14 protein-coding genes are annotated in these 13,541 nt (G+C 65.9%); 6 read left to right on the top strand and 8 right to left on the bottom strand.

Annotation, left to right across the window (positions count from 1 at the left end; all coding sequences use genetic code 11):
• Positions 1 to 33 precede the first annotated feature (33 nt).
• Positions 34 to 912, bottom strand: coding sequence for an EamA family transporter (locus QFZ41_RS13230; protein ID WP_429199192.1), 879 nt, complete (start codon positions 910 to 912; stop codon positions 34 to 36).
• Between the two features lie 114 nt (positions 913 to 1,026).
• On the opposite strand from QFZ41_RS13230, the gene QFZ41_RS13225 reads away from it, so the two are divergent.
• On the top strand, positions 1,027 to 2,154 hold the full coding sequence (locus QFZ41_RS13225) for an aminotransferase class I/II-fold pyridoxal phosphate-dependent enzyme (RefSeq protein WP_429199191.1): 1,128 nt from the start codon (positions 1,027 to 1,029) through the stop codon (positions 2,152 to 2,154).
• Positions 2,155 to 2,538: 384 nt separating this feature from the next.
• On the opposite strand, the gene QFZ41_RS13220 is transcribed toward QFZ41_RS13225, so the two are convergent.
• The 5 genes from QFZ41_RS13220 to QFZ41_RS13200 all read right to left on the bottom strand — a co-directional run bounded on the left by QFZ41_RS13220 (position 2,539) and on the right by QFZ41_RS13200 (position 7,064).
• Positions 2,539 to 3,156: a hypothetical protein gene (locus tag QFZ41_RS13220; protein WP_429199190.1), complete on the bottom strand. Its 618-nt coding sequence runs from the start codon at positions 3,154 to 3,156 to the stop codon at positions 2,539 to 2,541.
• Between the two features lie 60 nt (positions 3,157 to 3,216).
• Positions 3,217 to 3,990, bottom strand: coding sequence for a YdcF family protein (locus QFZ41_RS13215; protein WP_429199189.1), 774 nt, complete (start codon positions 3,988 to 3,990; stop codon positions 3,217 to 3,219).
• A 42-nt stretch (positions 3,991 to 4,032) separates the two neighbouring features.
• The gene (locus QFZ41_RS13210) at positions 4,033 to 4,377 is read right to left on the bottom strand and encodes a response regulator transcription factor (RefSeq protein ID WP_429199188.1); all 345 of its coding nucleotides are present in this window, start codon (positions 4,375 to 4,377) and stop codon (positions 4,033 to 4,035) included.
• Positions 4,378 to 4,503: 126 nt separating this feature from the next.
• A complete protein-coding gene (locus tag QFZ41_RS13205; protein ID WP_429199187.1) occupies positions 4,504 to 5,142 on the bottom strand; it encodes a response regulator transcription factor in 639 nt (212 codons plus the stop codon).
• Complete coding sequence (locus QFZ41_RS13200; protein WP_429199186.1) at positions 5,139 to 7,064, bottom strand: PAS domain-containing sensor histidine kinase; 1,926 nt, start codon at positions 7,062 to 7,064, stop codon at positions 5,139 to 5,141. Before QFZ41_RS13200 ends, QFZ41_RS13205 begins: the two co-directional genes overlap by 4 nt.
• A gap of 267 nt (positions 7,065 to 7,331) precedes the next feature.
• On the opposite strand from QFZ41_RS13200, the gene QFZ41_RS13195 reads away from it, so the two are divergent.
• On the top strand, positions 7,332 to 7,901 hold the full coding sequence (locus QFZ41_RS13195; protein WP_429199185.1) for a helix-turn-helix transcriptional regulator: 570 nt from the start codon (positions 7,332 to 7,334) through the stop codon (positions 7,899 to 7,901).
• Positions 7,902 to 7,904: 3 nt separating this feature from the next.
• On the opposite strand, the gene wrbA is transcribed toward QFZ41_RS13195, so the two are convergent.
• Complete coding sequence (gene wrbA / locus QFZ41_RS13190) at positions 7,905 to 8,504, bottom strand: NAD(P)H:quinone oxidoreductase (RefSeq protein WP_429199184.1); 600 nt, start codon at positions 8,502 to 8,504, stop codon at positions 7,905 to 7,907.
• 104 nt (positions 8,505 to 8,608) lie between these two features.
• On the opposite strand from wrbA, the gene QFZ41_RS13185 reads away from it, so the two are divergent.
• The 3 genes from QFZ41_RS13185 to QFZ41_RS13175 all read left to right on the top strand — a co-directional run bounded on the left by QFZ41_RS13185 (position 8,609) and on the right by QFZ41_RS13175 (position 10,137).
• Positions 8,609 to 8,881, top strand: a complete 273-nt coding sequence (locus QFZ41_RS13185; RefSeq protein ID WP_429199183.1) for a hypothetical protein — start codon at positions 8,609 to 8,611, stop codon at positions 8,879 to 8,881.
• Positions 8,882 to 9,022: 141 nt separating this feature from the next.
• Positions 9,023 to 9,937 carry a hypothetical protein gene (locus QFZ41_RS13180; protein WP_429199182.1) on the top strand — a complete coding sequence of 305 codons (915 nt, stop codon included), beginning with the start codon at positions 9,023 to 9,025 and terminating at the stop codon, positions 9,935 to 9,937.
• 17 nt (positions 9,938 to 9,954) lie between these two features.
• Complete coding sequence (locus QFZ41_RS13175) at positions 9,955 to 10,137, top strand: hypothetical protein (protein ID WP_429199181.1); 183 nt, start codon at positions 9,955 to 9,957, stop codon at positions 10,135 to 10,137.
• Here QFZ41_RS13175 and QFZ41_RS13170 read toward each other — a convergent pair.
• Complete coding sequence (locus QFZ41_RS13170) at positions 10,134 to 11,708, bottom strand: alpha-amylase family glycosyl hydrolase (RefSeq protein WP_429199180.1); 1,575 nt, start codon at positions 11,706 to 11,708, stop codon at positions 10,134 to 10,136. The two genes, QFZ41_RS13175 and QFZ41_RS13170, sit on opposite strands and share 4 nt — an antisense overlap.
• Positions 11,709 to 11,815: 107 nt before the next feature.
• Here QFZ41_RS13170 and QFZ41_RS13165 point away from each other — a divergent pair, with 107 nt between their 5' ends.
• Positions 11,816 to 13,486 (top strand): alpha-amylase family protein, encoded by a 1,671-nt coding sequence (locus tag QFZ41_RS13165; RefSeq protein ID WP_429199179.1) that lies wholly within the window; start codon positions 11,816 to 11,818, stop codon positions 13,484 to 13,486.
• Positions 13,487 to 13,541 lie beyond the last annotated feature (55 nt).

Here is a 13,541-nt window from a genome sequence, read left to right as displayed (position 1 = left end):
AGCACGTGGCCCGCTACCCTCTGTCCAGCAAGCTCAGCCTGCGACTTCGACCGATGGCGTCACGGGGCGCTTCGCGGTCACCGTGCTCCCGATCGACGCCAGTACGATGAAGCCGATCGCCAGCCACTGCGAGGGAATGAGGTGCTCGCCCAGCAACAACATCGCCAGCAATGACGCGACGGCCGGTTCCAGGCTCACCATGATGCCGAAAGTCTCGCTGGGCAGCCGCTTCAGCGCCATCATCTCCAGCGACATCGGAATCGCGCTCGACACGATGGCGACACCCAGTCCAGCCGCGAGAATGCCGGGGCTCCACAGGCTCGCCCCCGCGTGCGCGATTCCGTAGGGCACGACGACGACGCTGGCCGCGACGAGGCCCAGCGAAACCGAGTGTCCCGCGTGCAAGTGCCCGGCCTTCTTGCCGAAGACGATATAGAGGGCCCAGCACACCGCGGCGGCCAAGGCGAGGATCACACCCACGGGATCGAGCGGGCTGTCGTGCCCCAGGGGCAGGAGCATGACCAGGCCCGCGACGGCACATGTCAGCCAGACGAAATCGACCGGCCGGCGCGAAGACCACATCGCCACGGCGAGGGGCCCGCTGAACTCGATCGCCACGGCGATTCCGAACGGAATGGTGCGCAGCGCGAGGTAAAACAGCAGGTTCATGACGCCAAGGGTGAGCCCGTAACGGATCACGGAGCCCGCGTCGCGGCGGCTCAACGGCCAACGCCACGGGCGCCAGACGATCAGCAACACCAGCGCGGAAAAACCGACGCGCAGCGCGGATGTGCCCTCCGCGCCAATCAGCGGAAACAGCTTCTTGGCGAACGACGTACCGATGCACAACGACGTGACGGAGCCGAGCACGGCAAGGGCCGGCAGCCATAGAGTGGAGCGCGGAGCATTCATGGCGACACTGTATCCGCTGACTTCGGATTTCTATAGGAGCGAACGTCATGTGGCGCCGCTCTGGACATTGTGTTTACATGAGACATATCGTCTATACCACCCGTGGACTTCCTCATGACTTCGCTGCCCGACTTCCGACTCGAAACCTGGTTCTCGCGCTGGGAATTCGCCGCGCGCTATCACCTCACGGCATCCGACGCCCAGAGCATGAGTCTCGCCGAACTGCTTGCCCTGGCGGAGCCGGGCGACAGGGAGGCTTTCGAGTCTTTACACCTTGGCTACACGCAAACCTACGGCGCGCCCGGTTTGCGCGAGGCCATCGCGGCGACCTACGAGCAGCGCGGCGCGGAGGACATTCTCTGTTTCGCCGGTGCGGAGGAAGGCATCTATGTCGCCATGCGCGTGCTGCTCGAGGCCGGCGACCACGCCATCGTCGTCACCCCGAACTACCAGGCCGCCGAGACGGTTCCCCTGTCGATCGGCGAGGTGACGGGCGTCGCGCTCGATCCTGACGACCATTGGTCGCTCGACATCGACGAGGTGGCCGCGGCCATACGACCGAACACGCGTCTCGTCTCGATCAACTTCCCGCACAATCCCACCGGCAAGATCCTCGAACTCGAACGGTTCGACGCACTCGTGGCGCTTTGCAGGAAGCACGGCATCTGGCTTTTCAGCGATGAGGTGTATCACTCGCTCGGCCCGTCGGGCGCGACACATCTGCCTCGCGCCGCCGACGTCTACGAGAGGGGGTTATCGCTCGGCGTGATGTCCAAGGCTTATGGCCTGCCCGGCCTGCGCGTCGGCTGGATCGCCTGCGCGGATCGCGGGGTGTTGCAGCGGATGGAGCGCTACAAGCACTACTTGTCGATCTGCAACGCGGGCCCGTCGGAGCAGTTGGCCCTGATCGCGCTGAAGGCCGGCCCGACGATCCTGCAGCGTCATCGTGAACGCATCGACCGCAACCTGGCGATGCTCGACGATTTCTTCGCCCGCTGGCGCGACCGCTTCCAGTGGTATCGGGCCGATGGCGGTTGCATCGCTTTCCCACGATACCTCGGTGCGGAGGGCGTCGAGACTTTCGCTACCGATCTCGTCGAGCAGGCGGGGGTGCTTCTCCTTCCTGCCTCGAACTACCGGTCGGAACTCACGCCGACACCCACCGATCGTTTCCGCATCGGCTTCGGCCGCGCGGATTGCGCCGAAGCCATCGAGGCGCTGGATCGATACCTGAGGAAGTGAGCGCCGGAGCCGCCGGAGCCCGGGCTGTTTTTCGAGCTGGTTTCGAGATGCTTTTTGGTGGGAGCCGACCCTGTCGGCGATGGGTGCTTACCGCAACCCGGCCCGCTGCCGCGGGATCGCCGACAAGGTCGGCTCCCACAAGGACTGTTCCCAATCCCACCGGTGCGTTCCAAGTCCCACGGGTGTATTCCTGACTTGTCTACCCGATGCTGTGGTGGGAAGCCGCTTCAGCGGCGATGGGTGCTTGCCGCAACCCGGCCCGCTACCGCGGGATCGCCGACAAGGTCGGCTCCCACAAGGACTGTTCCCAATCCCACCGGTGCGTTCCAAGTCCCACGGGTGTATTCCTGACTTGTCTACCCGATGCTGTGGTGGGAAGCCGCTTCAGCGGCGATGGGTGCTTGCCGTAACCCGGCCCGCTGCCGCGGGATCGCCGACAGGGTCGGCTCCCACCAGAGGTTGACGCTGTCTCGCTGTGCGCCGCGGGCTTACTGCCCGGCGGCGTCGTCCTGGGCCATCAGTGCGTTGATCTGCGCCTTGTGCGCTTCGTAAAAGGCGACGTTCTGCTTGTTCACCTTGGACTGATCGACATACGCGGCCAATCTGCGGGTTGTTCTTCGCTTCCGAAGCGATCGCGGCATTGGTGACGGCGAGGTTCGCCAGCAGGAACTCGCGCGGCGTGAAGCCGTACTTTTTGATCAGCGGCTCGATCCGCGGATCGGCGGCGGTCACCTGCGCGGCGAGGTCGTCGAGCGAATGGATCTTCGAGAAATCCGTCTTCGCGTCCTTGGGCTTGATGCCCTGCTTCTTCGCGTCTTGCGAGACCTTCACGATGCGATTGAACACATCCTCGTTGAGGTTGTAGTTCTGGATCGCCTGCTTGTCCGAGGCGGGAATCGCGCTGGCGGGATTCGCGGCCGGGGCGGCGTCTTGCGCGAACGCGGCGACGGGGGCGACGGAGGCGGCGGCCAGCAGGGCGGCGAGGATGTAACGTGACTTCACGGGCAACTCCTGGGTTGTCGGGTCCGTGCGGGACGGTGGGACAGCATAAAACGCCAATTGTTACGTATGCGTCGGCGCGGTCACGTTTTCTTCAGAAATCTTCGGCGCGTTCCAGCCCATGGCGTTATAGAAGTGATAGCGGGCCACGCCGATGTATTCATGGATCGCGAAATCCGCGAACGAAAGATTTTCCGACGTGGGCAGCCAGTCGTAACGGGCGGTGACATAGTCGCCGCGCACCGCTTCTCCACGAATGCCGAAGTGGGCGAAATAAAGCACCGCGCGCTTGAGGTGGACCGCCGAGGACACCAGCACCACCTTGTCCGCGCCATACGCCATCAACAACGGCTTGCTGAACTGGGCGTTCTGGAAAGTGTTCATGCTTCGCGCTTCGAGCATGAGGTCGGCACGCGGCACGCCCAGCCGGTCGAGGGTGACCGCGTAGACATCGGCCTCGGCCTGGTTGAGCTTCATCGCGTCACCGCCGCTCACTTCCACCTTGCAGTCCGCGCCGGTGGCCTTGCACGAGCGATAGAGTTCCGCCGCGCGCAAGATCCGTCCGTTGGCGTAGAGGCTGGGTTCGATGGCCCCGGCGCCGCTGCGCACCGTGCCGGCGCCCAACAGGATGATCGCGTTGCGCTGTCCCCACTGCGCCACGTCCGGCGCGAACCCGGCCTGCAAGCGGCCGAGCAACATGCCGGTCAAGGGGCCGCAACCCGCGAAAAACAGCCATGCCAGCGCGAGGACCGCGATGATTGCGCCGCCACGCGAGCGGCGCCGGACGAGCAACACGAGGCCGATGGCCAGGAGGATGAGGAACACGATGAGAGTCATGGGGCCGGAGCGTAGCAAACCCGGGCGTCGAAAAGACCGGCGCTAACGGCCGACTTCCAGTGCCCGTTCCAGGCAGACCACCAGTTCATCGCCACTGAACGGCTTGCCGATATAGCAGAAGGCACCCTCTTTCATGGCGCGCTCGCGCACGCCATCGTCGGGGAACCCGGTGACGAAGACGATGGGATAGGTGTGGCCACGCTCGCTCAGGTGCCGCTGCAACTCGAGACCGTCCATGCCGGGCATGTTGACGTCGGTCACCAGGCAGTCGATTCCATCGCCGCCGTGGCGAAGGAACTCCGTGGCCGAGCTGAACGCGCGCGCCTCGTGTCCCAGCGACCGAACCAGACTTACCGTAGCCGCGCGCACGGCCTCGTCGTCATCCACGATCGCCACAATCCTGTTAGCGGCCAACCTTCAATCCTCGCCCAGCGCCTGCCGGGCCTGCCGTCCATACAGTGCGCCGCGGGCCCCGGAATGGGAATCATACGGAAGTGTGCGGTGGACGCCTGTTCAGGCGCGGATGCCCAGCGCTTCCGCCTGTTTTACCAGTTCCGCAAGCGATTTCGCGCCCATTTTGCGCATCACGTTGCCACGGTGGATCTTCACAGTGATCTCGGACAGGCCGAGCAGGCCACCCACCTGCTTATTCATCAAGCCGGCGGTGACATGCCCCATCACTTCCCGCTCGCGCGGCGTGAGCGAGGCGTAGGCCTGGCGCAGCGTCGCCAGCGCGTCGGCGTCGCGCCGGGCCGCCGCGTCGCGCTCGATGGCATTGGCCACGGCGTCCAGCATGTCCTGGTCGCGGAAGGGCTTGGCCAGGAAATCCAGGGCGCCGGCCTTCATCGCGCGGACCGACATGGGGATGTCGCCATGCCCGGTCATGAAGATGATCGGCAGGTGGCTATCCATCGACGCCAGCTGCGACTGGAAATCGAGTCCGCTCACCCCCGGCAGGCGTACGTCGAGCACGAGGCAACCCGGTGCATCCGCATGGTCGCGAGCGAGGAAATCGGCAGCGCTGCCAAAGGTGGCCACGCTCAGTCCCACCGAACGGAACAGCGAAGCGAGCGCCTCACGTACCGAGGCATCGTCGTCCACGATGCATACGATCGGCGTCCGCGCCGCATTCGTCATGGGTACCCGTGTCATGCGCGGACCTCCTCGGCCACCGTGACCGGCAGCGTGAAATGGAAGGTCGCTCCCCCTTCCGGACGGTTGGTCGCCCATAGGCGCCCGCCGTGAGATTCGATGGTCGAACGGCAAATGGCAAGGCCCATGCCCATGCCATCGCCCCGCGTGGTGACGAAGGCATCGAAGAGGTGCGGCGCGATGTGTTCCGGGATACCGGTGCCGCTGTCCTCGACTTCCACCAGCAGCCCATTGCCTCCCTCGGGCCGTGCGCGCACCAGCAGTTGCCGGCGCCCGCACACCGCCGACATGGCGCGGATGGCGTTGCCCATGAGGTTCACCACCACTTGCTGCAACTGCACGCGGTCGCCGCGCGGCATCGGTGCGTCGCGGGCGATATCCACGCGCAGGACGATGCGGTGCAAGGCGATTTCGCCATCGAGCAACTGCGCGCATTCCTCGATCAGGGCACCGAGGTCGAACAGCACGTGCTGGCGGGGCTCCTTGCTGGCCAGGCTGCGCACGCGATGCACCACCTCGCTGGCCCGGCGCGCATCGCGCACCACGCGCTCGATGGCGTCGCAGGCTTCGCCCAGGTCCGGTTCGGGCCGGCGTAACCAGCGCAGGGCGGCCTCGCCATGGGTGACGATCGCGGCAAGCGGCTGGTTCACCTCGTGCGCGATGGAGGCGCTCATCTCGCCGAGCGCGGTGACCCGGGCGGCCTGCGCCAGTTCGGCCTGCACGGCGATCAGGGCGCGCTCGGCGCGCTTGCGGTCGGTGATATCCACGACGCTCACCAGCACGCGGTCGTAACGGCTGGGGCCCAGGGGCATGTTCATGCCGAACAGGACGGTGAGCCTTTCGCCACGGAGGTTCACCAGGTGCGCCTCGCCCTCGGCGATGCCGCCACCCTGGATGATGGTGAGGAGCACCTGGGCGAAGGTGCGTTCGGACGCGGGCAGGAACCGGCTGAGCGGCCCGATCAGGTCCTCGCGCCGCTGCGCGCCCAGCATGCGGATGGTGGCCTCGTTCACGTCGGTGACGTAGGTGAGAGCGCAGGCCTCCGACACGAACTCGGGGTGGGCGTCCAGGTAGGCGGCCAGGTCGGTCACCCCCTGCTCGCGCAAGACGGCGACTCGTTCCATCACCCGCGAATAGTCCTCTTCCCAGAAGGAGAACCGGGCGGTTTCGAACATGCTCCGGTAGCGGCGCTCGCTCTCGGCCGTGGCCGCCGCGGCGGCCCGCCGCTCGGTCACGTCGGTACCGGCCTCGAGGATGACCCTGGGCTTGCCCTGCTCGTCGCGCAACAAGGCGCAGCGCGCCTCGACGATCACGATGCGGCCGTCGCGGTGACGCTGGATGACCTCGCCTTCCCAGCGGCCCGTGCCGAACAACTCGGCGTCGGCGACCCTTCGATCGCCGGGAAAGGCGGTGCCCAGCAGGTCGTTGGCGCGGCGCCCTAGCGCCTCGTGCGCCGTCCATCCATAGAGCTGCTCGGCGCCGCCGTTCCACAGCACGATGATGTCGTCCATGTCGCGCACGAAGATGGAGTCGTGCGTGAGTTCGATCAGGCTGGCCTGGCCGGCGATGGTGATCAGGCGCTCCCGGTTGCGCAGCGCCAGCACCGCGGTGATGGCTATCGCGCCGAGGCTCACCGCGCAGCGCATCATGGCCGCGTCCAGAGCGAGCCACCCATGGCCACGGAAATACGCTACGGCGGTGAGCACCATGCAGCCGGCGGCGGCGCCGACGATCGCCCGGCGGCTGCCGCTGGCGGCGACCAGGAGCACCACGACGACGTACACCACCGCCACCGCGCTTTGCAGGGGGGTGAAGGTATCGACCAGGAATACGCCCAGGGCCAGGAGGGCGCCAAACCCCATGAGCAACGCGGCCACCAGCCGGCGCGGGCGCGCGGCAGGGGCGTAGGCACGGCTTTGCATGGGTGTGGATCGGGACATCGGAGGGGTCACGGGGTGTCTTGTAGGAATCCGCCCGGATCGTCATGGATAAATGTCATATCAGTCTTGCACGCCGGTGATGGTTTTTGACCGTTACGGCACAGCTCTTACAAGAATGGCGACATGACGCTCCTATCCTTTGGTATGGACCGCCCCGACCGTATGTAGAATTCAGCCCAACCCGCATCGCGCATACGCTGCCTTCATGGGCAGTCCCGCCCATGAGCCGCCGCCGTGGAGCCGATGCACATGCGATTCGAAACCAACGCTTACGCCGGGACGGGAGCCACGCTGGCTTCCGACGCCATGCATGGCATGGCCCCATCCACCGTCACCCGCCTGCTCGAGCAGGCCCTGACCGCCGCCGAGACCGATCTCGCCACCACCCGTGCCTGCGTGGCCCAGGTGGCCGCCTTGCTGGAGCGCGAACAGGCACCGGCCGTCGCGAAGGAACAGGCGCCGGCACGCCGCCGGGTCGGCGCCGGCCTGGCCCCCTGGCAGGCCCGCCGCGTCGCCGCCCACGTGGACGAGAACCTGGCCTTCCCGATCACCATCGACCACCTGTCGACGATCGCCGGGCTGTCCAGCAGCTACTTCTGCCGGGCTTTCAAGGACACGTTCGGCGAGCCGCCGCACGCGTACATCATGCGCCGCCGCGTGGAACGCGCGCAGTCGCTGATGTTGCAGACCCGCGAGCCGCTCAGCCAGATCGCCCTGGCCTGCGGACTCTCGGACCAGGCACACCTGTGCAACCTTTTCCGCCGCCTGGTGGGACAAAGCCCCAGCCACTGGCGCCGCTCACGCTGGCAGGAGGCCTGAGCCTCAGCCGAAGAGCTTCGCGGCGACTTCGGCGATGTGCCTGCCCTGGAAACGGGCACCGGCGAGTTCGTTCTCGCTGGGCTTGCGGGAACCGTCGCTGGCGGCGATGGTCGTAGCACCGTAAGGGCTGCCACCGGTGATTTCGTCGAGCTTCAACTGGCCCTGGAAACTGTAAGGCAAGCCCACCGGAATCAGGCCCAGATGAAGCAGGTTCGTGATGATCGAGAACAGCGTCGTCTCCTGGCCGCCGTGCTGCGAGGCCGTCGAGGCGAAGGCGCCGCCCACCTTGCCGTTGAGCGCGCCCCGCATCCACAGCGCGCCGGTCTGGTCGAGGAAGTTGGACATCTGCGAGGCCATGCGGCCGTAGCGGGTGCCGGTACCGATGATGAGCGCGTCGTAGTTTTCGAGGTCTTCCACCCGTGCCACCGGCGCAGGCTGGTCGAGCTTGAAGCCGGATTTTTTTGCGACGTCGTCGGAAACCAGTTCGGGAACACGTTTGATGTCGACGCTGGCACCCGCTTCACGGGCGCCCTCGGCGATGGCGTTGGCCATCGTTTCGATGTGACCGTACGCGGAGTAGTACAGAACGAGGACCTTGGCCATGAGCGGAATCTCCGTCGGGAAAGGATCAGGACAGGAAAGGTAGGCACGTTGCCGTCTATGCAACGTGTCGGCGCACCATCGCCGCCGTATAGAGGTTGAGCTGTATGCCGTACGCCCGGATTGTCGATATCCACTCCACCGCCGAAGGCGCCGCACGCAAGTCGCACGCCTGGCAGGTGTTGCGCGAAGCCGCGCGCGTCGAGCCCGACGAGGCCGCCCGCATCGCCTGGTACCGCGACGACCCTATCGCCGTCCTTGGCACGCTGACCGCCGAGTCGCTCGTGGCCGCCGGCCGCTACGAGGACGTCCTGGCCTTCCTGCGCGGGGTGAAGCTGGATCTCGGGCTGGAGCCGGCCCGGGGCTTCGGCAGCTTCTGAGCCTGCCTGGTGGGAGCCGACCTTGTCGGCGATCCCGCGGCAGCGGGCCAGGTGATCGCAAGCACCCATCGCCGCTGAAGCGGCTCCCACACCGAAGCGGTCGCGGTAAAGTCCGGATGGACAGAACCCGGAACCCCTATCGTGTCGATCGAAGAAGCGATCACCCCACAGCGCGACGAACGGCTCACCGCGGAACGCGCCTACGAACTCTACTGGGCCGACCTGCTCGGCCACGATGCCACGTTCACCTGCGTGGGCACGGGTTGTTCCGCGCCCCTGATCTGCGCTTGCCTGGACAAGCCAGAGCAGAACCTGCGCATCCGCCCGTATTTCCGTTCGCGCCGGCTCGAAGACCATGCGGAGAGCTGCGAGGTGGCGCACGGCCGTGGCGAACCCGCCGCCGGCAAACGCCCCGATGTCTTCGAAGCCGAAAGGCCCGCCGATCATTTCCGCCCCACCACCATGGCGGTAAAGGCAGACCCGGCGGCGCTCCCCGCGCGCCGCGTGGCGAGCAGCGCCAGCACCGGCCTGAAGCCACGTCCCAGCCACTACTATCGCCTGTCCTCGCTGGTGCAGAAGTTCCTCGAACACCGGAGGGACAAGGACCTGGCCGAGGCCACCGTCGAGATCGGCGGCGAGACGGTCACCTACGAGGCGCTCTTCCGCAACATCTACCGGCAGAAGGTGGCCGACCTGCTCGGCACCCGTGCCGTCTGGTGGGGTACGGCCTCGCTGCGCGCCACGAAGGAAGGTGGCTACTACCTGCGATTCTCGCGACCGTTCCGCCATGACGAGGCGGAGCTTCGGCCCACCGTCACCCTCACCGCCAAGGACATCGACGCCTACCCCGTACGCAAGCTGCTACGGGCCCGTCTCGACAAGCTCATCGCCGAAGCCGACGGATATTGCGTGGTGTTCGCCTGGGCGAAACCATGGATGCCGAAGGACGCCGAAAAACCCTTCGTGCGGTTCTACGTGAACAACCTGGACCACATCGACGTGCGCGGGCCGGAGATCCTCGAGGAGCTGAAGAACACCTCGCGGGTCGGTACCTGAATGGGTAGCATGACGGGATGCCAGCCAAACGCCGGAAACGCCTGCGCCTGCCTTTCGTCCGCCACCCGCGCGACGCATCGCACGACTACGACGACGCCAGTTACGACGGCGGCGTTTCCGGCGGCGCTTACCTGCGCCACGTGGTGATCGCGGCGGTCCTGCTCGCCGTCGTCGCCGCCATCCTGCGCTGGGTGCTCTAGAGCGACCCGCGGTAGATCCGTGCCTCGTTCGCGCGCAGCTCACCACTCGCGCCACCGTCATGCGTGGATAAGACGCAGGCGCCGGCAGGCTCGGCCACCGGCAACGCGGCGGGCGCATCGGTGAAGTTGAGCACCACCACGAAGCGGTCGTCGCCATCGCGGCGCTCATAGGCGAAGGCCTCGTCGCTCACGCCCAGCACGCGGATCGCTCCACGGCTCAGCGCGGACGACCCACGGCGCAGGCGCAACAGCATCCGGTAGAGCGATAGCAGCGACGCGGGATCGTCCGACTGCGTGGCCACGTTTCGCGAGGCCACGCAGTCGCCGAGCCGCAACCACGGCACGCCCCGCGTAAAGCCGGCGCCCTCGCGCGGAAACCAGCGCATCGGCGTGCGTTGCGGATCACGGCCGAGCCCCTTGCCAGGCTCGTTGCGTTCGAAGGGATCGCGCACTTCGTCGAAAGGAATCGGCACGTCGTGCATGCCGATCTCGTCGCCGTAATACATCGTCGGCGTGCCACGCAGCGTCAGCAACAATACGGCGGCCACGCGCGCCTGCGCGTCACCGACACGCGATGCGATGCGTGGCTTGTCGTGGTTGCCCAGCACCCAGTTCGGCCAGCCCCCCTCCGGAAGCGCCGCTTCATAACGTTCCACCAGCCCGGCGACGAAACGCGCTTCCCATGGCGCGCCGATCAGCAGGAAATTGAACGGCAGGTTGGCACCTTCCAGGCCTTCGCCGTAATACGCCACGATGCGTTCCAGCGGCAGGTACAACTCGCCGATCAACACACGCTCGGGAAACTCGTCCACCACCGAGCGCATGGCGGCGACGATGCCCTGCGTTTCGGGCAGGTCGGCCGTATGCAGCGGCAGCAACCGCTGGGCCTCCGAATCGATGCCTTCGCGATAGTCGGGGTTGGGCGGATTGTCGCGAAACTCCGCGTCTTTCATCACGTGGTAGATCACGTCGACACGGAACCCATCGACACCACGGCGCAACCAGAAGCGCATCGCGTCGTACATCGCCTCGCGCAGCATCGGGTTGCGCCAGTTGAGATCCGGTTGCTTGTCCAGGAACAGGTGCAGGTAATACTGGCCCGTATGCTCGTCGAAGGCCCAGGCGCTGCCCCCGAAGTTGGATAGCCAGTTATTCGGCGGTCCGCCGTCGGGGGCGGGATCGCGCCAGATGTACCAGTCGCGGAACGCGCTGTCGCATGAGCGGCGGCTTTCGCGAAACCACGGATGCTCATCCGAACTATGGTTCGGCACGAAGTCGAGGATCACCTTCAGGCCACGCGCGTGCGCATCGGCCAGCAAGGCGTCCAGCACTTCGACATCGCCGAAGAGCGGATCGATGCCGCGATAGTCGCTCACGTCATAGCCGAAGTCGGCCATGGGCGAGGGGTAGATCGGCGAGATCCACAGCGCGTCCACGCCCAGCGACACGAGGTAATCGAGCTTGCCCCGGATACCTTCCAGATCGCCGATGCCGTCGCCGTTCGCATCGGCGAACGAGCGCGGATACACCTGGTAGACAACGCCGTCGCGCCACCACAGACGTTCTTTCACGAATCCTCCGGTGCTTTCAGCCCCGCCGAGCTTTACGCGTGGCGCGTGTACGAAATGCCTTCACACGCCATCCCCTAGCCTCGATCCACCCCGTGGAACGAGCCGCCATGATCAACGACCTCTGGTACAAGAACGCGATCGTCTACTGCCTGTCCGTCGGCACCTTCCAGGATTCCAACGGTGACGGCATCGGTGATTTCCAGGGCCTCGGCCGCCGCCTGGACTACCTGCAGGGCCTGGGCGTGACCGCGGTATGGCTGATGCCGTTCCAGACCTCGCCCTGCAAGGACGGCGGTTACGACATCGCCGACTACTACAACGTCGACCCCCGTTACGGCACGCTGGGCGACTTCGTCGAGTTCACCCACGCCGCCCACCAGCGCGGCATGCGGGTGATGATCGACCTGGTGGTGAACCATACCTCGAACCGGCACCCCTGGTTCCGTGACGCCTGTCGCGATCCGTCGTCGAAGTACCGCGACTGGTATGTCTGGTCCGATACGCGCCCTGCCAACGCGAACGAAGGCATGGTGTTCCCGGGAGTGCAGAAGAGCACCTGGAGCTACGAGAAAACGGCGAAAGCGTGGTACTTCCATCGATTCTTCGATTTTCAGCCGGACCTCGACACCTCGAACCCGCATGTACAAGCGGAGATCCTGAAGATCATGGGTTTCTGGATCCAGCTCGGCGTGTCCGGCTTTCGCATGGACGCCGTGCCCTTCGTCATCTCGACCAAGGGTGCCGGGGTGACCCGTCCCAAGGAACAGTTCGACATGCTGCGTTCGTTCCGCGAACTGCTGCAGTGGCGGCAAGGCGACGCGATCATCCTCGCCGAGGCGAATGTGTTGCCAAAGGACGACATGCAGTACTTCGGTTCGGACGGCGACCGCCTGCAGATGATGTTCAACTTCCAGGTGAACCAGAACCTGTTCTACGCGCTGGCCTCGGCGGATGCGCGGCCGCTCGCGAAAGCACTGGAAAAGACGAAGTCGCGTCCAGCCACCGCCCAGTGGGCGCAGTTCCTGCGCAACCACGACGAACTGGACCTGGGCCGGCTCACCGCGAGCCAGCGCGAACGCGTGTTCGCCGAGTTCGGGCCGGACAAGAACATGCAGCTTTACGAGCGGGGCATCCGGCGGCGCCTGGCACCGATGCTGCGCAATGACCGCCGCCGCATCGAACTGGCGTACAGCCTGATGCTGACCCTGCCCGGCACGCCGGTGCTTCGCTATGGCGACGAGATCGGCATGGGCGACGACCTGATCCTGCCCGAGCGCGAATGCGCGCGTACGACGATGCAATGGTCCACCGAGCGCTTCGGGGGTTTCACCGCGGCGCGCCGCTCGCACGGCAAGGCCATCTCCGACGGCCCGTTCGGGTATCGCCACGTCAACGTGGCCCAGCAGCGCCGCGACCCGGGCTCCCTGCTCAACTGGATGGAGCGGGTGATCCGCATGCGCAAGGAAATACCCGAGGTGTCATGGGGCGACTTCGAGGTCTTGCCGCTGGACGACAACGCCGTGCTCATGATGCGCTACCGCTGGCGCGGCAACGCCACGCTGTTCCTGCACAACCTGTCGGAAGAACCCTGCGAGGCGGCTTTCACCCTGCCCGACCGGCTGACCAACGTGCTGTCGGAAGACCACAGCCGGCCGGACGACCGCGGCCAGCACCACATCATGCTGGAACCCTATGGGTATCGCTGGTTCCGCGAAGGCGGGCTGGGCTACATCCTCGAGCGCCAGGAGATCGACGAACCGGCAAGCCAAAAGGCCTAATTGCGGACCCTACCTCTTAAGGGTGTAGGCTGCGATCCTTGCATGCGCAATCCTT

The sequence above is a fragment of the Luteibacter sp. W1I16 genome (genome assembly GCF_050434905.1).
Lineage (GTDB): Bacteria > Pseudomonadota > Gammaproteobacteria > Xanthomonadales > Rhodanobacteraceae > Luteibacter.
The sequence above is the reverse complement of the archived record's forward strand: the minus strand, read 5'-3'. Positions and strand labels throughout refer to the sequence as shown.

What these genes read in the sequence shown, in the direction of transcription:
- QFZ41_RS13230 (WP_429199192.1), bottom strand. Translation starts at nt 912, where the DNA reads ATGAATGCTCCGCGCTCCACTCTATGGCTGCCGGCCCTTGCCGTGCTC.
- QFZ41_RS13225 (WP_429199191.1), top strand. Translation starts at nt 1,027, where the DNA reads ATGACTTCGCTGCCCGACTTCCGACTCGAAACCTGGTTCTCGCGCTGG.
- QFZ41_RS13215 (WP_429199189.1), bottom strand. Translation starts at nt 3,990, where the DNA reads ATGACTCTCATCGTGTTCCTCATCCTCCTGGCCATCGGCCTCGTGTTG.
- QFZ41_RS13205 (WP_429199187.1), bottom strand. Translation starts at nt 5,142, where the DNA reads ATGACACGGGTACCCATGACGAATGCGGCGCGGACGCCGATCGTATGC.
- QFZ41_RS13200 (WP_429199186.1), bottom strand. Translation starts at nt 7,064, where the DNA reads ATGCAAAGCCGTGCCTACGCCCCTGCCGCGCGCCCGCGCCGGCTGGTG.
- QFZ41_RS13195 (WP_429199185.1), top strand. Translation starts at nt 7,332, where the DNA reads ATGCGATTCGAAACCAACGCTTACGCCGGGACGGGAGCCACGCTGGCT.
- wrbA (WP_429199184.1), bottom strand. Translation starts at nt 8,504, where the DNA reads ATGGCCAAGGTCCTCGTTCTGTACTACTCCGCGTACGGTCACATCGAA.
- QFZ41_RS13185 (WP_429199183.1), top strand. Translation starts at nt 8,609, where the DNA reads ATGCCGTACGCCCGGATTGTCGATATCCACTCCACCGCCGAAGGCGCC.
- QFZ41_RS13175 (WP_429199181.1), top strand. Translation starts at nt 9,955, where the DNA reads ATGCCAGCCAAACGCCGGAAACGCCTGCGCCTGCCTTTCGTCCGCCAC.
- QFZ41_RS13165 (WP_429199179.1), top strand. Translation starts at nt 11,816, where the DNA reads ATGATCAACGACCTCTGGTACAAGAACGCGATCGTCTACTGCCTGTCC.